Source organism: Natronomonas marina (genome assembly GCF_024298905.1).
GTDB classification, from domain to species: domain Archaea; phylum Halobacteriota; class Halobacteria; order Halobacteriales; family Haloarculaceae; genus Natronomonas; species Natronomonas marina.
On the sequence record NZ_CP101154.1, the window covers coordinates 3,027,504 to 3,052,598 of the forward strand.

Genomic DNA, 25,095 nt, shown 5'->3' on the forward strand with positions numbered 1-25,095 from the left:
GCGTCCGGTCACCGTTCGTTTCGTCACCGTTCGTCCGATCATCGTTCGTCCGATCATCGTTCGTCCGATCATCGTTCGCCCGATCGTCGGTCGTCGGTCGTCAGTTGCGGTAGTTGCCGCTGCCGACCTCGAGTTCGCCGTCCGTGAGGACCCACCCCGACTGCGGGCCGCGGAGTTCGACCCGGGACCACTCGCGGTACTCGTTGCCGGACCAGCCCCCGGAGAACCACTCGTTGCGGCCGTCGAGTTGCGCCGAGACGTAGACCGTCGCCGTCTCGTTCGCCTCGTAGTCGGCGTACACCTGCCCGTCGTACTCGAAACAGCGGTGCGTGGCCGACCTACCGGTGCGGCAGTCGACCGCCGTCCGGTCGGCCCCCGGAGCGAGCAGCGGTTCGTCGTCGAACGGATCGGCGGTGTCGACCGACTCGTCGGCGACGAGCGTGACGGTAAACGTGAAGCTGCCGTCGTTCTGGACGCCCATGTCCGGGTCGTCGGGGTCGTACTCGGCGGCGGGAATCCGCTCGTACCAGCCCATCGTCTCGTTTCCGGCCTCGCGGTAGTAGACCTTCTCGACGGCGATCCGGTCGGCGGAGATGGCCAACATTCGTCCGCGCTCGGTGTCGACCAGTTCGTACGAGAAGTTCACCGAGTCGGGGTCGGGGTCGTACCCCCGCACGGCCGGCGTGTACCTGTCGTACTGGGGGTTCTCGACGAACCGCTCGCCCAGCCGGGAACTACCGTTCTCGGTCGGTACGGGGACGTAGAAGGTCGCGTTTTCCAGCGTCTCGTCGGCCGCGACGGTTACCTCGTACTGGTAGGTGCTCTCGGCCGACTCCAGCCGGCGCTGCTCGCCGAGCAGCGACAGCCCACCGACGAGGAGGCCGAACACGACCACCACGGCGACCGCGCCGGCTGCGACCGGTCGCCAGTCGAGGCGGCCCGCGGCCGCCCGGGCGAGGTAGTGGTTGGTGAGGACCGCGACGGCGACGCCGGCGACGAACCCGACCGGGAGACTCACGAGCAGCGACGGCCAGATAAGCGGGTCGAGGGCGGCGGTCAGCGCGACGGCGACGACGCCGAACGTGACCAGGCCGACGAGGAGGCTGCCGGCGACCCGCGCCCACGAGCGCGAGCGCCCGTCGCCAGCGAGCGGTTCGCGGGCAGCGGTCCGCCGACGGTCGGCTTCGAGGATGCCGCCCAGTCCGCCGCCGACCGCCGCGACGAGGACCTGGCCGAGCGACGCGAACAGCGACAGGGCGGCCGCCACCGCCAGCCCCGCCAGGGGAACGCCCGGCGACGGGAGTGGCAGGGCGCCGAACCGGACGGCGGTGACGACGGCCGTGACGAGGGCCGTGAACGCGGCCATCAGAGCCCCGGCGACGATTCCGGCGACCGCACCGCCCCTCGCGCCGTCGCGTTCGAGATACCCGGCGACGCCGCCGCCGAGCAACGGCGCGACCAAAAGCACCAGCGGGACGAACCCCAGCACGCTCCCGACCACCGCCCCGACCGCGCCGTTGCGAATCGTCCGACGAGAGAGCATGGACGCGGCCCGATACACCGGCGCGACACATCAGTAGTCACCCGATAGGACGTGCCGAACCGATCGTAGGGACCCGTTTCCGGCCGGCGGGGTCGGGATCCGGTCGTCGACCCGGAGGACCGCTGGAGCCCCCATTGGCGTGACGACGGACTCGACGTTCACCCGCCGTTCGAGGTCGAAGATCCGACCGAGGGGTCTCTCACCGTGAGCTCCCCCGAGAGCTGCTGTGCGGAGGGGGGCGCGAGCGTGATGTCCGCCTCGTCGAACCGGCGTTTCACCTGCCGGCGGAAGTCCGAGCGGACCGTCAGGACGTCCCGGTTGATCGGGTCGTCGATCCAGAACTCGGCCTGCACCGTGATGGCGTTCGCCCCGAGTTCGAGGATGCGCGCGTTCGGCGCGGGGTCGTCGAGTACCGACTCGTCGTCGGCGGCGAGTCGCTGTAGCTCCATCAGGGCGCGTTCGGTGTCCTCGTAGTAGGCGACGTAGACCTGCTCGGTGACCCGAAACCGATCCCGGCCGTAGGGCCGGGTGAGCGCGTTGTTCGTGAGTTCGGTGTTGGGGACCGAGACGGTCTCGTTGTCCGGCGTCCGGACCCGCGTGACGCGGAAGTCGACGGCCTCGACGGTTCCCTCGCCGCCCGGCCAGGAGATCCAGTCGCCGACGTTGAAGTCGGGGTCGGCGACGAGAAACATCCCGCTGATGAGCGACCCGAACACCTGCTGGCCGGCGATGCCGAGGGCGAACGTGATGGCGGCGATGATGACCGCCGACTCCGAGAGCACGCCCCCGTAGCCGGCGGCTATCGTGCCCGTGAGGGTCGCAAACCCGATCAGTGCCACCCGCAGATACGTCTCGGTCGCGGACTCGATGGTGGGGTTGTTTCGGTTGCGCGCCCTGACGAGTCGGGTGACCAGCGGGACGAGAACGAGTCGGCCCACGAGGTAGACGACGCCGAAGCCCACGACGAACCAGAACAGCTCCGACAGCACCTGGTCGTACGCCGACAGTACGTCCGTCAGCCAATTCGGTGAAGAAACCTGACCGATCATGCCACGGGTGTTCGAACGGGTCGATAGTCAAACCCGGTGGGGGTCCCGCCGGGCGCCGACCGTTCGGTGGCGGTCCCACGTCGGGACGGCACGGAACCCGACGACGACGGCCGCCGGTGCCCGGTCGGAGGCTCGACGGGTCGACTAGGTTTTTGTCGGCGACGGCCGTCCCCGGCATCAATGTCCGGAGAGGAGATCTGCGAGACACACGTCTGGGCGTCCCTCGGCGTCGTCTCTCGCCAGGGTGCGGTCCGTCGGATATGGGAGTGCGAGCGATGCCCGGTCTGGACCGCCGAACCGTTCGATCCCGACCACGAACTGTCCTGGGACGACACCTGGCTCTCCGAACGCTGATATGCCGGTTCCGAGCGGGCTGTTGGCCCAGATCTCCGTCGGTGCGGTCGCCCTCTACGCCCTCGTCACGGCCGCGAGCCGGGCGATCGATCGACTGCTGGCACTCGCCGAGTACTACGACATCGACGAGGTTCTGATCGGAGTGACCGTCCTCGCGGTGGGGACGAGCCTACCGGAACTGAGCTCTCATCTGGTCGCGTCGCTGGGCATCCTCTCGGGGACGCTCGACTACCGGGTGACCTCCGCGGTCGTCATCGGCGGCAACACCGGCTCCTCGACCATCCAGCAGTTCCTGCTCGTCGGCGTCTTCCTCGTCGGATACGGGAGTATCCGGATCGACCGAACGTTCGTCCGCGACAGCTACGTCCCGATGCTGGCGACGTTTCTCGTGACCCTCGTCGTGGCGTGGGACGGCTCGATCAGCCGGCTGGACGGCGCGGTCCTGTTCGCGCTGTATCTCGGGTACGTTGGCCTGCGGGTGTCCCGGCGGCGGCAACCCCCGAGCCTCCGGGAACCGCCGAGTCGGAACCCCCGCCACGACGCCGCCGTCGCCGCGGGCCTGCTCGTCGTCGTCTTCCTCGCTGCGACCCTCGTGCTCTCGGTCGTGGAGGTGATCGTCGCCGCGCTCCCGGAGTTGACCGCCGTGATCGACGCCATCCGTCGGCGCGCCCCGAACGTCGCGCTCGGAACGCTGGTCGGGAGCAACATCGTCAATCCGCTCGTCGGCATCGGGCTGGGCGGTGCGGTCTCGACGTACTACGTGCCGCCCGCCGTCATCCTCTGGGACCTCCCGTTCAAGCTTCTCGCCGGCGCCGGACTGCTCGGCTGGACGCTGTACTACCGCGACGGGGAACTCGGCCGACGGGAGGGCGCGTACCTTCTGGGTCTGTACTTCGTGTTCGTGACCGGCCGGCTGCTGCTGTTTCCCGGACAGTAGCGACCCGTACCGCGTCGGTGGGTTCCGACGCCCGGGCGCCCCATTCGAGGGCGACTGCTCCGGCCGAGTCGTCGCTCGACTCGCGGCTCGCTACGCTCACCGCTCGTCTTTCCGGGACGCTCCCTCCCGTCGCGTCCCGCTCTCGCTCCTCCCGCTCGCTCAGTCCGTTGCGGCCTCGCGCTGCTCGGCCGCAACGCGAGCCTCCTCCACGCTCTTCCCGTCCCGAACGAGCGCCTCGACGAAGAACTCGCCAGCCTTGAACGACGACCGGACCATCGGCCCCGAGGCACAGTAGAGGAAGTCGAACTCCCCCTCGGCGACCGTCTTCCAGACATCGAACTTGTCGGGGTGGACGTAGTCGAACACCTCCAGGTGCGACCGGGAGGGCTGGAGGTACTGCCCGAACGTGACGATGTCGACGCCCACCTCCCGGAGGTCACCGAGCGTCCGGTAGACCTCGTGGTCGTACTCGCCGACGCCGAGCATGAGGCTGGTCTTGGCGTAGACATCCGGCGCGTCGGCGACCACTTCGAGCACCGACAGCGACTGCTCGTAGCCGGCCCGGCGGTCCCGGACCGGCCACTGGAGCCGTTCGACCGTCTCGACGTTGTGCGCGACGACGTCCGGGCCGGCGTCGATGATCTTCCGCACGTCGCCGGCGTCGCCCTGGAAGTCCGGGACGAGCGCCTCGACGAGGATGGAGGCGTCCCGGCGTTTTATCTCCCGGATCGTCTCCGCGAAGTGGCCCGCGCCGCCGTCCGCGAGGTCGTCGCGGTCGACCGACGTGAGAACGACGTACTCCAGGCCGATTTCGGCGACGGCCTCGGCGACGTTCGCCGGCTCGTCGGGGTCCAGTGCCTCCATCCCGCCCGTCTCGACGTCACAGAAGTTACAGCCCCGCGAACAGCGGTCGCCCATCAGCATGAACGTCGCCGTGCCGGGGCCGTTGCGGCCGCTCCAGCAGTCCCCCAGGTTCGGACAGTTGGCCTCCTCACAGACGGTGTGGAGGTCCCGCTCCCGCAGCGTCTCCTTGATCTCGGCGAACCGCTCGCCGCTGGGCGGACGGGACGTGAGCCACTCCGGCTTGCGGCGCCGACTGCTCATACGCTACCGTTCGCCTCCGGCGACAAAAGCGTGCGGTTGTGTTGGCCTTCCGTACCGTACCGGGCGTGTGTTCCGGGCCAAACCGATCTGCGGTGGTCGATCAGCGTCGGGTTCGATGGGTCACTCGGCGTCCGGAATCCCATCCACCCGTCCGGCTGACCCGCCGCGGAGGCGCCCACCGGTGGCTCACGCGGACCGGCGGGTCAGCGACCGACCCACCGGAGCAGGAGTAGCGTCGACTCGAAGAGCGCGATCATCGTCGCCGTGACCAGGATGGGCGCCATGCCGGTCACGTCGGGGTTGAAGAGGAACGCGATGCCGAGGAACGCCCCCCAGAAGTAGAGCCGCTTGTCGACCAGCCACGCCCGCGTCGTCAGCCCCATCATGACCGCGAGCATGACGAAAAGCGGGATCTGGAAGATGGCGGCGAACAGCCCCAGCATCATGACGATGAGGTCGAACGTATCCGTCAGCGCGAAGGCGATGGTGGCCGCACTCTGGGAGTAGGTCAGGAAGTACGTAAAGAGGGCCGGCAGGATGAGAAAGTACGCAAAGAGGACGCCGATGCCCGCCAGAACGAGGCTGGTCGGGACGGACGCGAGGTAATACCGGCGCTCGTGTTCGTAGAGGCCGGGGCGCATGAAGAGGTACGTCTGGTAGACGAACACGGGCAGCGCGACGATGAAGCCCGCGAGGGTAGCGACCTTCAGGCGTGCGAGAATCAGCGCCAGCGGGTGGTACACGCGGGGTGCGGCGACGTCACCGCCGGGGAGCACCGAGTACCACAGGAAGTTGATGATGGTCTCGCCGAAGGGGAAGACGACCCCGGAGACGGCCGCCATCACGACGATGACGTAGCCGAGACGGCGGACCATCTCCTCTATGTGGTCCGCGAGCGGCATCTCCTCGTCGGACGCGGGGCCGTCGCTGGCGAACCCCTCGCCGCCCTCGACGGTCTCTGCCATACGGGGCCGTCGGCACCCGTCGTTTGTAAGCCTTCTCGTCGCCCGCCGGCCCCCGCGACGTATCGAAAAGGTTGATAACTCCGAGTTGACTACCTCCCGTCGTGTCCAGCGCCGTTGACGACGACGTCGCCGAGACGGTCGCCGAGGGACGCCAGCACGTCGGGACGATGCTGTCGACCGCACAGACGCATCTCCAGAAGGTGTTCATCCTCTTCGTCATCGGCCTCGTCGGAACCATCTATCTCCTCCGTGCGTTCGTCTGGCAGCGCCTGAAGGCCGATCTGAACGCCAACCCGAACATCGAGATCGTCGCCATCAACCCCTTCGAGGTCATCCTCCTGCAGGTGAAGATCGGCCTCGTCGTCGGCATCATACTGACGATTCCGCCGCTGATCTACTACTCGCGGGACGCCCTCCGGCGCCGGGGACGGTGGCCCGAAAACGTCGCCCGCTGGAAGGTGGCCGGCTTCGGACTCGTCAGCGGCCTGCTGTTCGCGGGCGGCATCGCCTACGCGTACAATCTCTTCTTCCCGCTCATGCTGGACTTCCTGGCCAGCAACGCCGACGCGGCGGGCTTCGAGCCGAAGTACTCCATCTCGATGTGGGCGCAGTTCATCTTCCTGTTGTCGCTGTCCTTCGGGCTGGCCGCCCAGCTACCCCTGGCGATGAGTTCGCTCGCCTACAGCGGCATCGTCCCCTACGAGACGTTCCGCGACCGGTGGAAGTACGCCGTCGTCGCCATCTTCGTCTTCGGCGCGCTGTTCTCGCCGCCGGACCCGTTCACGCAAATCATGTGGGCCGTCCCGCTCGTGACGCTGTACGGCATCTCGCTGTACCTGACGAAGGTCATCGTCACCGCCAAACGGTCCAGCGACGCCATCGACGTGCCCGCCACGGCGCGAACCAACTGGAACCTGCTCGCCGGGCTGTTCGTCGTCGGTGCCGCCGTCGTCTACGTCTTCTACGACGCCGGCGGCTACCGGTTCGTCAACAGCGGGCTGGCGGCGGTCGACTCCAGCTACCGGTTCCTCCCCGCGGGCGAGGCCTACGGTCTCGCCGAGACCACCTACCTCGTCGTCAGCGGCCTCGTCTACGGCGTCCTCTTTACCGTCGTCGGACTGGCGTACCTGATCTACGACGGCCTCGAGGACCTCGAACCCGACGACTACGGTCTCCCCGGCGGTTCCCAGGGCGACCCGGCCGACATCGACCTCTCGATACTCGACGAGGCGGGCATCCGGGCGGCTCCGGCGGCGGCGTTCGCCCGCCTCGAGGAGGAGGAGGCCCTTGAACTCGCCAGCGACGCGATGGAGGACGACGACCCCGAACTGGCACAGGCCATCCTCGACCGCTTCGACAACGTCAATCCCGACGGCGACGCCGCCCCCTCGGACTTCGAGGACGGCGAGCCGTCCGATGCGGGGGCGGCCGCGACCCCTGCTGCCGACGAGACGGACGACGACGAGGAGGCCGGCATCCTCGCCCGCCGTGGCGCGGGCATGCTCGACGCCTTCAGCGAGGACGACATCGACGAGGACGACATCGGCGGCTACGCCTACGACCTCGCGTTCATCGCCGAGAGTCTCACCTCGAAGTCGTTCCGCCTCGTCGGGCTCTTCATGATCGTCATGGCGGCGACGTTCGTCGGACTCTACCGCGGCGGCATCGGCATCCTCCAGGAGCAGTTCACCGCACGCATGAGCCCCGAGGCGGCCGCACAGGTCGACATCGTCACGCTGCACCCCGTCGAGGCGCTCATCTTCATGATCAAGGTGTCGGTCATCTTCGGCGCCGCCGCCACCCTGCCGCTGCTTCTGTACTACGCGTGGCCCGCCCTGAAGGAGCGCGGCTTCGCCCGCGGCGACCGCCGCGTCCTGCTCGTGTGGGGCGGGACGCTGCTGGCCGGCCTCGTCGCCGGCAGCCTCTTCGGCTTCCTCTACGTCGCCCCGGCGGTCATCTCGTGGCTCGCCGCCGACGTCCTCGACGCCGGCATGATAATCTCCTACCGCATCAACAACTACGGCTGGCTCATCTTCTTCCTCACCGTCGGTATCGGCATCCTGGCGATGATACCCGTCTCGATGCTGCTGTTCCACCAGGGCAACCTCGTCCCCTATCGGTTCATGCGGGGCCGCTGGCGGGAGGTCACGCTCGGGGTCCTCGGCGCCGCCGCGTTCCTCTCGCCCCGCGGCGTCTTCACGATGTTCCTGCTCGGTATCCCACTCGTCGCCGCCTACATGGTCGGTCTGGGCGTCCTGTGGCTGGTCACGCTGGGCGGCAGACGGACCCCGGGGCCGGCCGAACCGGCGGACTGACGAGGGGCGTGCGGGTTCGGTACACCGAGGGGTCACGTCGAGTTCGGGAACGGCGACGGCGGACGACCGATCCGTTCAGACGTACCCCTCGTCGCGTTCGACGACGGAGTACCCCTGGACCGCGAGTGCCTCGTCGCGGTATCGATCCGCAACGATCCGCTGTGGGAGGCGTCGAGGACCGAAACGCCGGTCGGCCGCGTACTCGACGTCGACGACGGTCCGGTCGCCGTCCCGACGAATCGTCGCGTCGTACGTCGACCAGGGCCGGCCGTCGGCCGTCAGTTCCAGTTCGACTCGACGCGCTCCCGCCGCGGTGGCCTCCGTCCGCGTCCGGAGCGTCATGTCGACGGACCGCAGGCCGAACAGGTACGAGACGTGATACGTGACTGCCTCCCCGTCCGCGGTCACCTCGTCGGCGACGCCCCACTGGAAGGGGAGCACCGGCGGCGTCGGGGCCGCGAACGAATCGACGACCGTCTCCGGGTCGGCGTCGGTTTCGAGGCGAACGGTTCCGTGCGGCCGAAGGAGCGGGACACGCACGGCCACCGCCAGCATCGCGCCGACGACGACCGCAGCCAGTAGCGAGGTCACGAGGTACGTCCCGACGAATACGGACACGACGACGACCGCGAGGAGCGCGCTCAGCGGCCGCTCGCGTCTCAGGTATCGCCCGACGACGGCGAGAACCGCCGGTGGCCGTTCGACATCCTCCGTGGAGGGCATCACGAACGGATCCCCACGGCGGACGATTACGTCTGTCGGAAACGAACGGGCGCTCGTCGCGCCCGGTTCGGGGGGTCGAACATCCACCAACGCCCGAAAGAGCGGGAACGCGGCTCGACCGAGAAAATAAAGAGTACTCTCCACACACTCCACAGATATGCCCAAGATAAGCGTCGAGATTCCGGGGGAACTGCTCGCGGACCTAGACGACCACGTCGGCGAGGACGGCAAGTACGTCAACCGGAGCGACGCCATCCGCGCCTCGATACGGAAGAACCTCGACATCCTCGACGAGATAGACGCCCGACACGGCCGCCTGGAGGACGATGACGACGAGTAACCGGTACGGCGCCGCGCCGGCGATTCCGGCCGGTGCCGTCGCGCTGTCGGCGCTGTTCGTGGCCGCGCTCGTGACCGCACAGGTGACCGCCGCGAAGGTGCTGGCCTTCGAGTTGCCCGTCTCGCTGCCCGTGACGGGCGCCGAGTTGGCGCTGCCGGGCGCGGCGCTGGCGTACGCCCTGACGTTCCTCGCGTCGGACTGCTACACCGAACTGTACGGCCGCCGGGCCGCCCAGGTGCTCGTCAACGTCGGCTTCCTGATGAACTTCCTCGTGCTCGCGCTGGTGTGGAGCACCATCCTGGCGCCGGCCGCCCCCTCCAGCATCGACCCCGCCGCCTTCCGGACGGTCCTCGGCGCCGCCACGAACATCGTCGCCGGCAGCCTCGTGGCCTACCTCGTCAGCCAGAACTACGACGTCGTCGTCTTCTCGGCGCTGGCCGACTACACCGACGGCCGGCACCTCTGGCTCCGCAACATCGTCTCGACGGGGACGAGTCAGGCCATCGACACCGTCATCTTCGTCGGCCTCGCATTCTGGGTCCTGCCGCGGTACGTCGGCATCGGGCCGGAACTCCCGGCCAGCGTCGTCGTCTCGCTCGCGGTCGGCCAGTACCTCCTGAAACTCCTCATCGCACTCGCGGACACGCCGCTGGTCTACCTCATCACCGCCCTCGTTCGCCGGTCGGAGGAACCCGGCACGGGCGTCCTGCAGTAGGGGAAAGGCGTTTGTCACAGCCGAGCGGACCTCCTCGATATGGTCCCACTGCAACTCGGCATCCCCGGCGGTCCCGAAATAGTTGTCATCCTCCTGATACTGGTCGTGCTCGCACTCCCGGTGCTGCTCGTCGTCCTGCTTCTGTCCCGGGCGGGCGGCGACTCGGACCGACGGGCGGAACTGGAGCGACGGGTCGGTCGTCTCGAGGCCAGAGTCGACCGCCTGGAAGACGAAGACGGTAGCGACCACACCGGCGACGACCCCGGCGAGAACTAGTCGAGTCGCTCCGCGAACCCGAACCGCGGCTTGACGTCGGTCACGCGGACCTCGACGGTCTCGCCGGCGTCGGTCCCGCCGACGAACAGCGTGTACCCCTCGACTTTCGCAATGCCGTCGCCCTCGTCGCCGACGTCCTCGACGTCGACGGCGAGTTCGTCCCCCTCGGCGACCGGGGCGGTGATGCGACCCTTCCCGACCAGATACAGCTCCGAGGAGGAGTCCCGCGACGCGTCGGGGTGGACGGTGCGGACGTACTCGAACTCCGCGTCGACGTCGGCCCGGAGGTCGTCGGTGTCGGGCCCCTCGAACACCTTCGCCACGAAGTCGCCGCCCGGCGCCAGGAGTTCCAGCGCCGTCTCGAAGGCCGTCCGCGCGAGGTGGACCGACCGAGCGTGGTCGAGTTCGTACTCGCCGGTCATGTTCGGCGCCATGTCCGAGACGACCACGTCGGCCTCCCCGACGAGGTCGACGACGTCCTCGCGGGTGGATTCCTCGGTCATGTCGCCCCGGACCGTCTCGACGCCGTCGACCGGGTCGATGCGCTGGCGGTCGACCCCGACGACGGTGCCCGACTCGCCGACGCGCTCGGCGGCGACCTGGAGCCACCCGCCGGGCGCGGCGCCCAAATCGACGACGGTGTCGCCCTCGCTCAGCAGGTCGGCCGTCCGGTCCAGTTGCTGCAGTTTGTAGGCCGACCGCGACCGGTAGCCCTCCTGTTTGGCCCGGTTGTAGTATTCGTCTTTACCCGCCATGGGTGCCTCCTGTCGCGTCTCTGCCGCGGTAACCGCACGAAATATCGGTCATACCCTAGACAGGCCGTCGACGCTGAAAGGGGTGCCGGATTGACGGGACGAAAACGCGTGTCCGGTGACTCGCGTCCCGGCAACACCGTTTAGTGTACGTACGATAGACGTACAGGCGTATGTCAGACACGGAGTCGGACGACGCCGATCCCGAGATCGACCGGATCAATCTCCGGATTTCGCATTCGTTCCTCGAAGTCGTGGACGAGGCGTGGCGGGAGCGTGGCTTCAACAGTCGAAGCGAGTATATTCGGTACGCTCTCCGCGATGCGGTGAACCACCCCGAAGGTGCGGGCTTCTGGAAAGACCTCGCCATCAGTGAGGCGCAGTTCGACGCGGGAGAGGGCCTTTCGAGCGACGAGGTCAAACAGAAGCATGGGATCGACGGCGAATGACGAGGAGTGGGACTGGGCGTTCTCCCCACGAGCGGACGACCAGTTCGCACAACTGGATTCCGAATCCAAGCAGCGAATTACGTCGAAGTTAGACGAGGTAGTGTCCTCCGAGTGGCGAGAGCCAGCTGATTTTCTCGAACCGCTGACGAACTCGCCGTTCCAGAAGTTACGAGTCGGGGATTACCGACTCGGGTGTCGGCGCCTTCGAGAAGAACGAACACTCCGCGTCGAGAGTATTCGGCAGCGAGAAGGAGCGTACAAAGGCGACGATTAGGAGGCAAAACAGGCCGTTATGGGTAGTTGTAGTACTCGTCTTTGCCGGTCATCGACCCGTCACCCGGTTGCTCGATACGATCGGCGCCGGAACCGCGGACGAACTGTCGTTCATACACGGAGGAACGCTGTCGACCCGGAAAGCCACATCGGATGGGACCGGGTGCCCGACGGTCGAGTCGGTCGTGGCGCTCGCCAGGGTCGGAGCGGGCGGTCGGCCGCACCGTCCGGTTTCGATCGTAAATTTTACTCCGGCCGAGCCTTCGCTTCGCAAGCCAGAAGGAAAAAAACGTCCGGCTACTACACACGGCCGTGTTCGAACAGACCACGGTGGCGCTGGCGAGTTCGCCGGTACCCGAGTGGCTCGTCCGCTGGGGCATACAGGTAGAGCACGCACTGGCGCCCGCCCGGGACGTGGTCCGGCCGGTCCTCTCCAGTTGGTGGACGCTCGCGGTCTGGCTCGCGGTCAACGTCCTCTCGCTGGGGGTGCTGTGGCGGGACGTTTGGACGCGAAACCGGAACCTCCCGTCCCTGATGAAGTTCGTCTGGTCGCTGGTCGTCCTCTACTCTGGGCCGGTGGGACTGGTCGTCTACTGGTACACGGGACGGACGCAACTGGACGGCGACTCGCTGTGGAAACAGGGCTTCCGCTCGACGTCGCACTGCTACTCCGGCTGTGGGATGGGCGAGGTGGTCGGCATCACCGCCGCCACCATCATCCTCAGCTTCCCGACGTTCTGGGTGGTGGTGACGACGTTCGCGCTGGCGTATCTCGCCGGCTTCGGTCTCACGGTCGGCCCGCTGATGCAGGAGGGCGTCGGCTTCGGCGAGGCCGTGGAGGACGCGCTCTGGACCGAGACGCCCAGCATCACCGTCATGGAGATCGTCGCCATCGGGACGGACCTGCTGGTGGCCGGCAGCGCGGGATGGACGCGTCCGCTGTTCTGGACGGCGCTGCTGTTCTCGCTCACGATCGGTTTCGCCGCCGCGTACCCGGTCAACGTCGCGCTCATCGCCGTGGGCGTCAAGGATGGGATGGGCAACCCCGCCGAGATGGACGGTACTCCGAGCGCCGGCGAGGGGTCGAGCGGGCGGGCCTCGCGTGGCGACTGAACGCCGGTCGTCATTCAGTGCCATTCGTCCCGTACCGGATTCTTCACAACGTTCTGTGGGAAACGGCGCACTTCGGGACGGGTCAGCTGTGGGCACCGACAATCCGGCACGCTTCGCTCGATTATGCGTGATATGGCCGCACCCGCCGTAGACGGTGTGTTGGGGGCAATCGAATTCGGTGAGGCGACATAGTCTCGGCGTTGTACCAATACTCGAAAAGACGTATTAGAGCGTTTCTTGCCCCTGAACAGCTCGAAGTGCCTCGGCATCTTTGCTCTCATACCGCGCGTACGGAATCAAGTCGGGATCGAGATAGACACAGTCGAAGTTCCACAGAGCCGCAGCAGAGAACGTCGCTGTCTTCCCCGAGTCACCTTCTGTGTCACTCTCGTTGAACTGCTCTTCATCCATCCGACCCATGCGAACCTCCCAAATCCAAGCTGTATCCTTCCGCTCATCACGCTCATAGGTCTTGTCACGCTCGGCAAGGACGTACCGAACGACGACGTACATCCCCGGCTTGGGCAGATGGCCCTTCGGCTGGTTCGTCTCCATCGCCACCTTCACCTCGATACCGGGAACACCACTCCGCTTCCCCGTGCTGATGAGGTCGGGGAAGTCGCCCGCATTGACCTCGTACAACCCATCCGATGCTTCCGCGACACCAGACGCGAAGAACTCTCCAATCACAGTAGACAGTGCTGCATACTCGTCGAACTGCTCGGCCAGTGGGTCGAGACCCCGACGTTGCAGTGCGAAATCGATGGTGTCCAAGTTCTCGTACGTCTGCTCGACACCGGTGAGAATCGCCGAACCGTCAATCGGGAGCTCGTCCATGATTTCCGCATCCTCGATCACCTGCTCTTTTTCGGGTGTCCTGAAAGACTCGGGGTTCGTCAGCTCGGTGATGGTGACGTTCAGAGCATCGGCGATACCCATAGCGATAGAAATGCTCGGCTCACGCTCACCACGCTCTATTTTGCCGAGCATCGTCCGATGGATACCCGCGTCCTCAGCGATTTCCTCCAGAGAACCACCATGCAGTTCCCGAAGTTCCTTCACTCTGCGTCCGAATCCTGACTTAAAATCCTCACTCATACACACCGAGGCGGGCCGATACTCGTTAAAAATACTTGAGACGATTGTCTCATTCGCGCCGCAATCAGTCAATTTCTACATTAAGGAGAGTCGAGCAACAGTCGAGGACTCGACCATGAAGAGTATTAAGAGAGTGCAAACAGACGTTCAGTTAATGGAGTGCCCGCATGCTCGACCGAGTCCTAAACGTTTAAACTATGTTGAGACAATCGTCTCACTGTGACCCATGAGAGGAGTCATCGACCTGTTCTGCGGTACGGGTGGGTTCACGTACGGGTTCGAGACACATCCATCGAGCCAGTTCGACGTTCTCCTCGGTTTTGATAAGAAGAACGTCGCTACAGAGACGTTCAAGCAGAATCATCCCAGGGCCGAAGTTGTAAACGAGGATATACGGGAATGGCCGGCCGACGAAACCGAGGCCGAAACGGGAGTGACTCCTGAGGACGTACAGATCATCGTTGGTGGCCCTCCGTGTCAAGGGTTCTCATCCATCCGTCCTGATCGGGGCGACGACGTACGAGACCACCGGAACGGCCTCTACACTGACTTCATAGAGTACGTCGCCCACTACGAACCCGACTTCTTCATCATGGAGAACGTCGTCGGACTCGCAACACATGACGATGGAGAGACCATCGCACGAATCCTCGATGATGCTCGTGAGGTCGGATACAGTACTGACTGGCGAATCCTGAACGGAGCCAACTTCGGCCTCCCACAGAGACGAGAGCGGCTAATTATGATTGGGGCAGCGGACGAGCGCAATATCCAATTCCCCAGCCCGACCCACCAAGCAGACGGGAGAACGATCGGGTATCGGGACAAGTCGAAGGTCATCACCACGCAACCTACGCTGGAAAACTTCCGCGACAGCGAGTCACTCCCTGAAGCGCGGACGATTATGGACGCTATTGGCGACCTCCCGGAACTCGAAGCCGGTGGGGAAGCTACCGGATATACGAAGCCACCGGAAAACCAGTATCAGGAATCGATGCGCCGAGGTTCGGGCGAATTACGGCTCCACAAGGCAACCAACCACGGCGAGAAAATGATGACGATTATCAAGAACAGCGGCCCGAACAAACAGACAACCATCGAGAACCTCGAAGCTTCCGATACAGTCGATAACGTTGAAGACTACATCACTAGCGGGTACAGTTCCAGCTACTCGCGTCTCGATCCGAATCTTCCGTCGGTGACGATGACAGTGAACTTCGTCCATCCCGCTTCCAACAAATGCATCCACCCCTACCAGAACCGCGCCCTTACCCCTCGTGAGGGGGCTCGAATCCAAAGTTTCCCCGACTCTTTCGAGTTCTCCGGCAGCCGAAGTGACATCGTCGAACAAATAGGGAACGCAGTCCCGCCGCTCCTCGGACGTGTCCTCGCCGAGCATGTTCTCGGAATGTACGATGAGTCGTACGAAACGGACTACGAAGCCTGCGTGATCGGAGCAGCGCCAGAACAGACCATCCAAACCTGATTCGCGTTATCAGACCGAGCGGGTCGCAGTACGTTTCCCTCGAACGAACCGAACGCTTCCCGTGCTTTCTCGCCCGACATCCCCTCGAAACGAGGAACTGCTTGGTGCGGTCGTCGAAGGACTTGACGACGGCCAACGGAAATCACCGAGGAGATGACCGTTGGCATTCACGACCGCGATTCAGAGCATCTCGGCGGCGTCCTCGACGGAGAGGTCACCGCGTGCCAGCGCCGCCAGTACCTCCCGGTCGGGACCGCCGTCGTCGACCGCTATCTCCTCGAGAGTGACCTTCTCGGAGTCGCCGACGAACTCCGCGAAGTCGGTGCCCTCGGCCAGCGCCGTCTCCTTCTTGACGCGGTAGTTGCCCCCGTCGGTCGTGTAGAGGTCACCGGGGTGGAAGAAGTACCAGTCCTCGCGGTCGAACCGGACGCCGACGCGGGGTTTCGCGCCGAAGTTCCGCGCGAAGTAGACGAGCGCCTCTATCTCCTCGCCGGTCAGGTAGATGGGGTCGCCGGCGGAGGATTTGGCCTCGATGGCGTAGAACCGCTCGCCGTCGCCGGCCAGCACGTCCGGCAGTTCGCGCTCGGTGGCGCTGCCGGAGGCGGGCGCCCGCATCACCGCGAAGCCGGCCCCGTCGAGTTCGTTGACGAGTTCCCGCTCGCGGCGGTCGCCCTTCGCGTTCGAGTTCGACATCGGCGGGAGTTGGGGAGCGGACCGCAATAAAGGGGCCGACGACGCGGCGGAACTGGAGACGACGGCCGCCCGTTCCCCGACATCGCCCCCGAGCGTGCGCCTCAAGTGCGCCGACGCCCTGGGACCCACAATGAGCGACACCGGGCCGCTGCAGCCGGACCGACCCGACCTCGACCGCCCGCTGGAGGTCGACGCCCCGTTCGACCCCGCCGGCGACCAGCCGGAGGCCATCCGGCAACTGGTCGAGGGCTTCGAGTCGGGCGCCGAGAAGCAGACCCTGCTGGGCGTCACCGGCTCCGGGAAGACCAACACCGTCTCGTGGGTCGTCGAACAGCTCCAGCAGCCGACGCTCGTGCTGGCCCACAACAAGACCCTCGCGGCGCAACTGTACGAGGAGTTCCGGAACCTCTTTCCGAACAACGCCGTCGAGTACTTCGTCTCCTACTACGACTACTACCAGCCCGAGGCGTACGTCGAGCAGACCGACACCTACATCGACAAGGACATGTCCATCAACGAGGAAATCGACCGCCTGCGACACTCCGCGACGCGGTCGCTGCTTACCCGCGACGACGTCATCGTCGTCGCCTCGGTGTCGGCCATCTACGGGCTGGGCGACCCGGGCAACTACGAGGGGATGGCGCTGCGGGTCGAGGTAGGCCAGGAGGTCGGCCGCGAGGGCCTGCTCGCGGAACTGGTCGACCGAAACTACGAGCGCAACGACGTCGACTTCCAGCAGGGCACCTTCCGGGTTCGCGGCGACACCGTCGAGGTGTACCCGATGTACGGCCGCCACGCCCTCCGCATCGAACTGTGGGGCGACGAAATCGACCGCATCACGAAGGTCGACGTGCTGAACGGCGAGGCGGTCTCGGAGGAACCCGCCGCCCTGGTTCACCCCGCCGAGCACTACTCCATCCCCGAGGAACGACTCGAACGGGCCATCGAGGAGATAGAGGACCTGAAGGAAAAGCGGGTGAGCTACTTCGAGCGGCAGGGCGACCTCGTGGCCGCCCAGCGCATCGAGGAGCGGACCACCTTCGACGTCGAGATGCTGCGGGAGACGGGCTACTGCTCGGGCATCGAGAACTACTCGGTGCACATGTCCGACCGCGAGAGCGGCGAACCGCCCTACACCCTGCTCGACTACTTCCCCGACGATTTCCTCACCGTCGTCGACGAGTCACACCAGACCATCCCGCAGATCAAGGGCCAGTACGAGGGCGACCGCTCGCGGAAAGAGTCGCTGGTCGAGAACGGCTTCCGGTTGCCGACCGCCTACGACAACCGGCCGCTGACTTTCGAGGAGTTCGAGGCGAAGACCGACCGGACGCTGTACGTCTCGGCGACGCCCGGCGACTACGAGCGCGAACACAGCGAGCAGGTCGTCGAGCAGATCGTCCGGCCGACCCACCTCGTCGACCCCGAAATCGAGGTGGCCGACGCCGAGGGGCAAATCGAGGACCTCCTCGAGCGCATCGAGGCGACGGGCGACGACGAGCGCGTCCTCGTGACGACGCTGACCAAGCGGATGGCCGAGGACCTCACGGAGTACCTGGAGGGTGCCGGCGTCGACGTCGCCTACATGCACGACGAGACCGATACCCTGGAGCGACACGAACTCGTCCGGTCGCTGCGACTCGGCGAGATTCAGGTGCTCGTCGGCATCAACCTGCTCCGGGAGGGGCTGGACATCCCCGAGGTGTCGCTGGTCGCCATCCTCGACGCCGACCAGGAGGGCTTCCTCCGGTCGGAGACGACGCTGGTCCAGACGATGGGGCGGGCCGCCCGCAACGTCGAGGGCCGGGTCGTCCTCTACGCCGAGGGGACGACCGACGCCATGGCGTCGGCAATCGAGGAGACGCGCCGCCGGCGCCGCATCCAGCGGGAGTTCAACGAGGAACACGGTCACGAGCCCCGAACCATCGACAAGGCGGTCGGCGAGACGAACCTGCCGGGCGCGAAGACGGACACCGGCGGCGTCTCCGGCGTCGAGGCCGACTCCGTCGAGGAGGCCGAGGAACTCGTCGAACGGCTCGAACGGCGGATGTCGGAGGCCGCCGACAACCTGGAGTTCGAACTCGCCGCCGACATCCGCGACCGCATCCGCGAGTTGCGGGAGACGTTCGACGAACTCGACGCGCCCGAGGAGGCGGGCGTCCCGGCGCCGGACGAGGAGTCGTGAGCCGTGTCTTTTAGTCCCTGACGGCGCGTGGTTCCGGTATGGCTCTCGGCGTCTACCTGCGCTCGTCGGTCGCCCTCGCGTGGACGCTCCTCGGCGCCGCGGTCGTCGGCGGCCTCGCCGTCGCCGGCTGGCTGGCTGCCTCGTTCGTCCGCGCCCGGGCCGCCGCGGCCGGTCCCGGCTTCCTGATCGGTCTCGGCGACCTCCTCTATCTCGTCGTCGTCTTCGTCCTGGCGGCCCTCGTCGCGGTCGCGTGGCTGCCGTTCGGTGCGGGCGTCGCCTACGCCGTCGGACGGCGCACCCGCGACCAGCCCGCCGCCTTCCGCGCGTCGGTGACGGCGGTGCTGGACGGTGCCGCCGCGCTGGCCCGCTGGGTGAAGACCAGGGTCGCCGTGCCCGGCCTCGCCGAGTACGTCCTGACCGAGGAGGACGTGGCGCCGACCGAGGTGGTGACCGGCTGTGAGCCGTACGTCGTGCCGGCGGTCGTCCTCGATTCGCCGACCGGGCTCGCGCGGGCCGTCGACCGCGCCAACCGGGTGACCCCCCGGCCCGGCCGGGAACGGCTGTGGGCCGGGGCGCTGGGGGCGACGCTGCTGGCGACGGGCGGCGGCTACGTCGGCGGCGCCCTCGCCGACCTCGGGATCACTCCCACGGCACTGGCCGTCGCCGTCCTGGCGGTCGGCCTCGCCGTCACGGCGGCGCTGGACGCGGCCTGGCGTGCCGAGACCTACGCCTCCCAGGACCTCGACGAGGGGTTCCGCCGGTAGCGCCCTCAGAGCGCCTCGAGGAAGCTATCGAAGACGCCGGACGCCGCGTGGAAGTGCGCGTGCGTGCCGAGCGTCCGGTACTCGGTGAGGCCGTCCCGACCGTCGGCGACGCCGTCGCCCCGCCGGACGTCGAATGCGAGCGTGGCGTCGGCCGCGACGTCGGTTTCGGAGTAGTGGAACTCCTGGCCCCGCACGGCCTCGCCCGCGTCGGCGACGAGCGTCGGGCGGTCGGCGACCAGTTCGACGTGGTCCAGCGCCCGATAGCGGTCGCACATCCGCACCTCGGCGGGGAGGACGCCCGCCATCTCGTGGGTCTCGCCGTCGGCGTCGGTCAGCGTCTCCGAGAGCGCCATCAGGCCGCCGCACTCGCCGAGGACGGGGAGCCCGTCGGCGGCCCTGGCGGCGAGCGTGTCGAGGACGTCGCTGGCCGCCAGGTCGGCGCCGTACAGTTCCGGGTACCCGCCGGGGAGGTAGACCCCGTCGCAGTCCGGCAGGGGGTCGCCGGCAACCGGCGAGAACGGTTCGACGGTCGCGCGCTTCCGGAGGCGCTCGACGGTGGCCGGGTAGGTGAAGGCGAAGGCGGCGTCGTCGGCGACGGCGACCGTCGCGTCGACGGCGGGGCCGGAGTCCGCGGGGTCGGGACGCGGCGGCACCGCCGCGGCGTCGAGCAACCGGTCGACACGGACGTGCTCGGCGGCCGCCGCGAGCGCCGCCTCGTCGACGGGGGCCTCCCTCGCCGTGTGGAGGCCGAGGTGCCGTTCGGGTACCTCCAGGCCCTCGAGCGGCGGCACCCGGCCGAAGTACGCGAGGTCGTCCAGCAGCGCCTCGCGGATGCCGTCGGCGTGGCGGCCGCCGTGGGCCCGCTGGGCGAGGACGCCCACCACGTCGACGTCGCGGCCGGCCTCGGCGGCGTACGCCCGGAAGCCGAGCGCCTCGGCGGCGACGCTCTCCATGCCCGCCGCGGCGTCGACGACGAGGACGACCGGCAAGCCGAGCGTCTCGGCGACGCGGGCCGTCGAGTGCGTCCCGTCGTACAGCCCCATCATCCCCTCGACGACGCAGACGTCGCCCGATCCGCGCCAGTAGTTGCGCCGGCAGCCCTCCGCGCCAGCCAGCCACGGGTCCAGCGAGCGGGACGGCCGCTCGCAGACGGCGGCGTGGTGGCTCGGGTCGATGAAGTCCGGGCCGGTCTTGGCCGGCTGGGGGTCGCGGCCGGCCGCCCGGAGCGCCCGACAGACCGCGAGCGTGGCGACGGTCTTGCCGACGCCGGAGGCGGTGCCCGCGAGGACGATTCCCTTCACCGCCCGGGCGCCTCCCGCTCGCCGTCGGCCAGCAGGCGGTCGTAGCCCTCGCGGACGCCGGCCCGGACCTCGGCCATCGGCAGGCCCGCCCGGTCGGCGAGCGCCAGGGCGCCGCCCATCCCGACGCCCTCCTTGGCCTCGCCGCGCTCGTAGGCGGCCATCGCGGGGTGGTCGTCGGTGAACCCAGGGTCGGTGACGGTCAGCCGGAGGTCCAGGCGGTCGGCAGCCCGGTCGAGGTCGACCGCCGGATCGGCGTCGACGAAGGAAGTGGTGGCGAGCGCGAGCGGCCCCTCGTAGCCGCGGTGCCGGAGACAGGCCGCGGCGGCCACCAGTTGCGTCCCGCCCGCGAGCGTGACGGCCGTGTCCGTCTCGCGAGCGCCCGCCGCGAGGCCGCAGACGACCGCCAGCACGGGGTCGCCCATCCGCCGGAGCGCCGCGAGCGGGTCGCCGGCGGCCCCGCCCGGTTCGAGGCCCGAGGCGTCCAGCCCCTCGGCGACGACCCGGCGCTTCAGCGCCAGCGGATTGTCGGAAAGCGACGAGGAGACGGCTCTGGTGTCGTCTCCCCGACCCAGGACGTCCGCCTCGCCGAGCGCACGCAGGACGCCGAGAGCGGTCGTGGTCCCGCCCGGAACGGTTTCGGCGAGGATGATTTCGTCGTCGGGGAGCTTCCGGCCGAACTGCCGGGCGGCGGCGAAGGCGCCGGGTGCGGTCGGAACGGGGTCCGTCTCGCGGAGGTCCGCGCCGGCGCGCGCACCGACGGTCACCGTGGGCGCGCCCGTGGGTTCGAGGAGACCGGCGTCGACGACGGTGGTGTCGACGCCGAGTCGTTCGACGACGGCCCGGGTCACGACCGCCGGCGTCGGACAGCCGGTCGGCGAGACGGGGACGACCGGTGCCCGGACCGGCCGCCCGTAGACCAGGATTTCGGCGTCGGCGCTCGGCGTGTGCGCGAGCAGGTCCGGCTCGGCGCCGGCGGCGCTGATACCGTCGATTTCCGCCGTCCGGGTCGCCCCCGCACAGAGCACGAGACGGGTCACTACCGTCCGTGTTCGTGGGGGCGAACTTGAGTCTGCGGGTGGCGACCGGGACGACTCGCTACGGCGGTTCCGGGCGGTCTCGGAGCGTCACCTCGATCTCGATCCGGTCGTAGTCGACGACCGGGCGGTGCGCGCGACCGCTCCGGTCGAACTCGACCAGCCCGAGCTGGCCGAGTTCCCAGAGGTTGTCGTGGACCTGTCGGACGTCGCGGTCCACGAGCCGGGCGGTCTCGCGGATGCTCGCCGGTTCCTCGCGTGCGACGGCTCGCAGCAACTCGACGGTCGTCGGGCGGGTGAGGGCGTCGGCCTCTTCGGGATCGAACGTCTCCGTCTCCACGCCCTCCGGGCCGACCAGACGAACCTCGACGGTCATGCTTCGGCTCCCACGGCCCGCCGACAAAACGTTGTGGTTCGAGACAGCGGTCGGCCAGCGGCCGTCGGGGATACGCGACCGTAGACCGCGGCGTGCTCACTCCTCGTCCCCGTCCCGCTCGGCGTCGCCGGTCTCCACCGCGAGGTCGGCGTCGGCGTCGCCGTTGCCAGCCGCCAGTTCCGCGATGTCGTCGAGTCCGAGCATCTCGCGGGTCTCGGCGTCGAACTCCAGCGAGTCGAGGGTCGGTCCGGCGCCGTCGGCGTCGCCGCCGGTGAGATGCCGGCCGTAGCGGCCGAGCAGCGAGGTGAGTTCCTGCGGGAGGACGAACGTCGTCGACTCGCCCTTGCCGATTTCCTCCAGCGTCTCCATGCCCCGCTCGATGACGGCGCGTTCACCCATCGACTCGGCGGATTTGGCGCGCAACACCGTCGAGACGGCGTCGCCCTGCGCCTCGAGGATCTGGCTCTGCTTTTCGCCCTGGGCGCGGATGATGTTGGACTGCTTGTCGCCCTCGGCGCGCTCGATGGCGCTGCGCCGCTCGCCCTGGGCCTCCAGGATCATCGCCCGCCGCTTCCGCTCGGCGGCGGTCTGCTGTTCCATCGCGGACTTGACGCCCTGGGAGGGGGTGACCTCGCGGACCTCGACGGCCTCGACGCGGATACCCCACTCGTCGGTCGGGCCCTCCAGATCCCGCCGGATCTTCCCGTTGATGCGGGTGCGCTGGGAGAGGGTCTCGTCGAGTTCCATGTCGCCGATGGCGGCCCGGAGCGTGGTCTGGGCGAGGTTCGACGTCGCGCGCTTGTAGTCCTCGACCTCGAGGAACGCGCGTTTCGCGTCCATCACCTTGATGTAGACGACGGCGTCGGCCGTCACCGGCGAGTTGTCGCGGGTGATGGCCTCCTGGCGCGGCACGTCGAACGTCTGGGTCCGCATGTCGTAGCGATAGGTCCGGGAGACGAACGGCGGGACGACGTGGATGCCCGGCTCCAGCAGCTTCCGGTAGTCGCCCAGCACCGTCAGCGCCCGCTTCTCGTAGGCCTCGACGATCTCGACCGCGCTCGTGATGGCGGCGATTGCGACGAGCAACAGCGCGACGCCCGCGACCAGGAGGGGATCGAACTCGACGACGCCGAGGGCGACGGCGGCGCCGACCGCGAGCAGGGCGAGCACCGAGACGACCACACGGGTCGAGATGCCCACGCTCCGTCGGCCGAGTTCGCGGGCCACGCTGTCGGACATACGGTTACGTTGGGGCCGTTCGCACTTCAACCCCTGCGCCGGGGGCGCTGGCGGGGCCGCTCCAGCGACCGAGACGGACGCGACCCCGGGATAGCGGGGATACTACAGCGCCCGGTCGATGGCCGCCGCGGTGTCGTCGCCGACGCCCTCGACGTCGACCAGTTCCTCGCGGGTGGCCGCCCGGACGCCGTCGACGCTGCCGAACCGCCGGAGGAGCCGCTTTCGGAGTTCGGGACCGACGCCCGGCACCTCGTCGAGCGGCGTCGACACTTCGTCGCGGACCGTCCCGTGGTACTGGACGGCGAAGCGGTGAGCCTCGTCGCGGACCCGCTGCAGCAGGTGCAGCGCCGGGTCGTCGTCGTCCCAGTCGTGGACGCCGTCGGCGGTGACGACGAGTTCCTCGTCTTTCGCCAGCGCGACGACCGGGACGTCCCACCCCGTTTCGGCCAGCGCGTCCCGGGCCGCCCCGAGTTGCCCCTCGCCGCCGTCGATGCACAGCAGGTCCGGGACCGGCCGGTCGTCGCGGCCCTCCACCGACCGCCGGGCGCGCCAGGCGACCAGTTCGCGCATGTTGGCGTAGTCGTCGTTCCGTTCGGTCAGTTTCTTGCGCCGATAGTCGCGCTTTTCGGGGGCGCCGTCGACGAAGGCGACGTCGCTGCCGACGACCGCTTTCCCCCCGGCGTGGCTGACGTCGAACCCCTCGATTCGCTCGGGCCGGTCGAGACCGAGTCGCCGGGCCAGCGCCGCCGCGCCGTCGGCCTGACCCCCACGTCTGCGGGCGTTCTTCAGCGCCAACTCGACGAGTTTGGCCTCCCGACCCGCGCCGGGGACGCGGACGTCGACGCCCTCGCTCTCCAGCCAGCGGGCCAGTTCCTCGTCGCCGTGAGGTTCCGGGAGCAACAGCGCGTCCGGCAGCGGCCGGTCGGCGTAGAACTGCGGGACGAACGCCGCGAGTACGGCCGGGACATCCGTCTCCCCGCTCGCCACTTCCGAGGCCTCCCGCTGGTCGGCCTCGCCGCTCGCGGCTCCTCCGTCACCGCTCGCACTCTTCGAGGACTCGCGTCGCTCGTCCTCGCCGCTCGCGGGTCGCTGGCGCTCCCCGCTCGCCACTTCCGAGGCCTCCCGCTGGTCGGCCTCGCGCTCGACCCGGTGCCGCTCGCGGTCGACCAGTTTGCCGTCCTCGCTGTGGAGTCGGGCGACGGTCGCCGACCCCCCCTCCGTGGCGACCCCGAGGACGTCGACGGTCGCCTCGGTCCGGTCGGCGACGGCCTCGCCGCCGCCCTCGTGGAACGACTCGACGGCGTCCAGCCGGTCCCGGAGGGCCGCCGCCCGCTCGAAGGCCTGCGATTCGGCCGCCGCCTCCATCTCCCGGCGGAGCGGTTCCGCCAGGGCACCCGTCTCGCCCTCCAGGAACCGGACGACGGACTCGACGTCCTCGCCGTAACTCGCGGCGTCTATCTCGTCGGTACAGGGCGCCGTACACAGCCCCATCTCGTGGTCCAGGCAGGGCCGGTCGCGCCCCGAGTACTTGTGGTCCGAACAGCCCCGGACGCCGTAGACCGAGCGGAGCGCCTTCACGACTGTCTCGACGCGGCCCTTCTCGGTGTAGGGACCGAAGGCCATCGCCCCGTCGTCGGGGTCGCGGGTCACCTCGATGCGGGGGAACTCGTGGTCGGTCAACTGCACCAGCGGGTAGGACTTGTCGTCCTTCAGCCGGACGTTGTACCGCGGCCGGTGGCGCTTGATGAGGTTGGCCTCCAGCAACAGGGCCTGCGTCTCGGTGTCGGTGACGGCGAAGTCGATTCCGTCGGCCGCCTCGACCATCCGGCGGACCCGCTCGCTCCGGGGGGTGGCATACGAGCGCACCCGGTCGCACAGGTCGACCGCCTTCCCGACGTACAGCACCGTGTCGCCGCCCTCGAAGAGGTAGACGCCGGGCTCTCGCGGGAGTTCGCCAGCGCGCTCGCGGACCGCCTCGGCGTCCATCGTCGGTACGTTGGCGTCGAGCGGT

25 protein-coding genes are annotated in these 25,095 nt (G+C 68.1%); 12 read left to right on the plus strand and 13 right to left on the minus strand.

The window, feature by feature from the left end; all coding sequences use genetic code 11:
* Positions 1-100: 100 nt before the first annotated feature.
* A complete protein-coding gene (locus NLF94_RS15925) occupies positions 101-1,543 on the minus strand; it encodes a DUF8147 domain-containing protein (RefSeq protein WP_254838620.1) in 1,443 nt (480 codons plus the stop codon).
* Between the two features lie 158 nt (positions 1,544-1,701).
* A complete protein-coding gene (locus NLF94_RS15930) occupies positions 1,702-2,592 on the minus strand; it encodes a mechanosensitive ion channel family protein (RefSeq protein ID WP_254838621.1) in 891 nt (296 codons plus the stop codon).
* A gap of 180 nt (positions 2,593-2,772) precedes the next feature.
* Here NLF94_RS15930 and NLF94_RS15935 point away from each other — a divergent pair, with 180 nt between their 5' ends.
* On the plus strand, positions 2,773-2,946 hold the full coding sequence (locus NLF94_RS15935) for a hypothetical protein (protein WP_254838622.1): 174 nt from the start codon (positions 2,773-2,775) through the stop codon (positions 2,944-2,946).
* A gap of 1 nt (position 2,947) precedes the next feature.
* On the plus strand, positions 2,948-3,883 hold the full coding sequence (locus NLF94_RS15940) for a sodium:calcium antiporter (RefSeq protein WP_254838623.1): 936 nt from the start codon (positions 2,948-2,950) through the stop codon (positions 3,881-3,883).
* 159 nt (positions 3,884-4,042) lie between these two features.
* On the opposite strand, the gene lipA is transcribed toward NLF94_RS15940, so the two are convergent.
* Positions 4,043-4,987, minus strand: coding sequence for a lipoyl synthase (gene lipA, locus NLF94_RS15945; protein WP_254838624.1), 945 nt, complete (start codon positions 4,985-4,987; stop codon positions 4,043-4,045).
* A gap of 203 nt (positions 4,988-5,190) precedes the next feature.
* Positions 5,191-5,952 (minus strand): twin-arginine translocase subunit TatC, encoded by a 762-nt coding sequence (gene tatC, locus NLF94_RS15950; RefSeq protein WP_254838625.1) that lies wholly within the window; start codon positions 5,950-5,952, stop codon positions 5,191-5,193.
* Positions 5,953-6,053: 101 nt separating this feature from the next.
* Between tatC and NLF94_RS15955 the strand changes: the two genes are divergently transcribed.
* Complete coding sequence (locus tag NLF94_RS15955) at positions 6,054-8,267, plus strand: twin-arginine translocase subunit TatC (protein ID WP_254838626.1); 2,214 nt, start codon at positions 6,054-6,056, stop codon at positions 8,265-8,267.
* A 75-nt stretch (positions 8,268-8,342) separates the two neighbouring features.
* On the opposite strand, the gene NLF94_RS15960 is transcribed toward NLF94_RS15955, so the two are convergent.
* Positions 8,343-8,990 (minus strand): hypothetical protein, encoded by a 648-nt coding sequence (locus NLF94_RS15960; RefSeq protein WP_254838627.1) that lies wholly within the window; start codon positions 8,988-8,990, stop codon positions 8,343-8,345.
* Between the two features lie 157 nt (positions 8,991-9,147).
* Between NLF94_RS15960 and NLF94_RS15965 the strand changes: the two genes are divergently transcribed.
* Genes NLF94_RS15965 through NLF94_RS15975 form a run of 3 tightly spaced genes read left to right on the plus strand, consistent with a single transcriptional unit; the run spans position 9,148 to position 10,321 of the window.
* Entirely contained in the window at positions 9,148-9,330 is a 183-nt protein-coding gene (locus tag NLF94_RS15965) for a ribbon-helix-helix domain-containing protein (RefSeq protein ID WP_254838628.1), read from the plus strand.
* Positions 9,317-10,045 carry a queuosine precursor transporter gene (locus tag NLF94_RS15970; protein WP_254838629.1) on the plus strand — a complete coding sequence of 243 codons (729 nt, stop codon included), beginning with the start codon at positions 9,317-9,319 and terminating at the stop codon, positions 10,043-10,045. Before NLF94_RS15965 ends, NLF94_RS15970 begins: the two co-directional genes overlap by 14 nt.
* Positions 10,046-10,084: 39 nt before the next feature.
* Complete coding sequence (locus NLF94_RS15975) at positions 10,085-10,321, plus strand: preprotein translocase subunit TatA (protein WP_254838630.1); 237 nt, start codon at positions 10,085-10,087, stop codon at positions 10,319-10,321.
* On the opposite strand, the gene NLF94_RS15980 is transcribed toward NLF94_RS15975, so the two are convergent.
* Positions 10,318-11,076, minus strand: a complete 759-nt coding sequence (locus NLF94_RS15980; protein WP_254838631.1) for a 23S rRNA (uridine(2552)-2'-O)-methyltransferase — start codon at positions 11,074-11,076, stop codon at positions 10,318-10,320. The genes NLF94_RS15975 and NLF94_RS15980 overlap by 4 nt on opposite strands.
* 170 nt (positions 11,077-11,246) lie before the next feature.
* On the opposite strand from NLF94_RS15980, the gene NLF94_RS15985 reads away from it, so the two are divergent.
* The 3 genes from NLF94_RS15985 to NLF94_RS15995 all read left to right on the plus strand — a co-directional run bounded on the left by NLF94_RS15985 (position 11,247) and on the right by NLF94_RS15995 (position 12,908).
* Complete coding sequence (locus tag NLF94_RS15985) at positions 11,247-11,522, plus strand: ribbon-helix-helix domain-containing protein (RefSeq protein WP_254838632.1); 276 nt, start codon at positions 11,247-11,249, stop codon at positions 11,520-11,522.
* Positions 11,503-11,796 (plus strand): type II toxin-antitoxin system RelE family toxin, encoded by a 294-nt coding sequence (locus NLF94_RS15990; RefSeq protein WP_254838633.1) that lies wholly within the window; start codon positions 11,503-11,505, stop codon positions 11,794-11,796. The genes NLF94_RS15985 and NLF94_RS15990 overlap by 20 nt, the downstream gene beginning before the upstream one ends.
* Positions 11,797-12,107: 311 nt before the next feature.
* Positions 12,108-12,908: a DUF4396 domain-containing protein gene (locus tag NLF94_RS15995; protein ID WP_254838634.1), complete on the plus strand. Its 801-nt coding sequence runs from the start codon at positions 12,108-12,110 to the stop codon at positions 12,906-12,908.
* Between the two features lie 225 nt (positions 12,909-13,133).
* Here NLF94_RS15995 and NLF94_RS16000 read toward each other — a convergent pair whose 3' ends face one another.
* On the minus strand, positions 13,134-14,006 hold the full coding sequence (locus tag NLF94_RS16000; RefSeq protein WP_254838635.1) for a helix-turn-helix domain-containing protein: 873 nt from the start codon (positions 14,004-14,006) through the stop codon (positions 13,134-13,136).
* Positions 14,007-14,232: 226 nt separating this feature from the next.
* Between NLF94_RS16000 and NLF94_RS16005 the strand changes: the two genes are divergently transcribed.
* On the plus strand, positions 14,233-15,492 hold the full coding sequence (locus tag NLF94_RS16005; RefSeq protein ID WP_254838636.1) for a DNA cytosine methyltransferase: 1,260 nt from the start codon (positions 14,233-14,235) through the stop codon (positions 15,490-15,492).
* Positions 15,493-15,672: 180 nt separating this feature from the next.
* On the opposite strand, the gene hjc is transcribed toward NLF94_RS16005, so the two are convergent.
* Positions 15,673-16,185, minus strand: a complete 513-nt coding sequence (hjc, locus tag NLF94_RS16010; RefSeq protein ID WP_254838637.1) for a Holliday junction resolvase Hjc — start codon at positions 16,183-16,185, stop codon at positions 15,673-15,675.
* A gap of 130 nt (positions 16,186-16,315) precedes the next feature.
* On the opposite strand from hjc, the gene uvrB reads away from it, so the two are divergent.
* Positions 16,316-18,370, plus strand: a complete 2,055-nt coding sequence (uvrB, locus tag NLF94_RS16015) for an excinuclease ABC subunit UvrB (RefSeq protein WP_254838638.1) — start codon at positions 16,316-16,318, stop codon at positions 18,368-18,370.
* Between the two features lie 38 nt (positions 18,371-18,408).
* On the plus strand, positions 18,409-19,134 hold the full coding sequence (locus NLF94_RS16020) for a hypothetical protein (RefSeq protein WP_254838639.1): 726 nt from the start codon (positions 18,409-18,411) through the stop codon (positions 19,132-19,134).
* A gap of 5 nt (positions 19,135-19,139) precedes the next feature.
* Here NLF94_RS16020 and NLF94_RS16025 read toward each other — a convergent pair whose 3' ends face one another.
* From NLF94_RS16025 to NLF94_RS16045, 5 genes are all read right to left on the minus strand, one after another.
* Positions 19,140-20,435 (minus strand): cobyrinic acid a,c-diamide synthase, encoded by a 1,296-nt coding sequence (locus NLF94_RS16025; protein ID WP_254838640.1) that lies wholly within the window; start codon positions 20,433-20,435, stop codon positions 19,140-19,142.
* Positions 20,432-21,472, minus strand: a complete 1,041-nt coding sequence (locus tag NLF94_RS16030; RefSeq protein ID WP_254838641.1) for a nicotinate-nucleotide--dimethylbenzimidazole phosphoribosyltransferase — start codon at positions 21,470-21,472, stop codon at positions 20,432-20,434. The genes NLF94_RS16025 and NLF94_RS16030 overlap by 4 nt, the downstream gene beginning before the upstream one ends.
* A gap of 58 nt (positions 21,473-21,530) precedes the next feature.
* A complete protein-coding gene (locus NLF94_RS16035) occupies positions 21,531-21,845 on the minus strand; it encodes an HVO_A0114 family putative DNA-binding protein (protein ID WP_254838642.1) in 315 nt (104 codons plus the stop codon).
* Positions 21,846-21,941: 96 nt separating this feature from the next.
* Positions 21,942-23,027, minus strand: a complete 1,086-nt coding sequence (locus tag NLF94_RS16040; RefSeq protein ID WP_350355884.1) for an SPFH domain-containing protein — start codon at positions 23,025-23,027, stop codon at positions 21,942-21,944.
* Positions 23,028-23,186: 159 nt separating this feature from the next.
* On the minus strand, positions 23,187-25,070 hold the full coding sequence (locus tag NLF94_RS16045; RefSeq protein WP_254838644.1) for an excinuclease ABC subunit C: 1,884 nt from the start codon (positions 25,068-25,070) through the stop codon (positions 23,187-23,189).
* Positions 25,071-25,095: the final 25 nt, after the last annotated feature.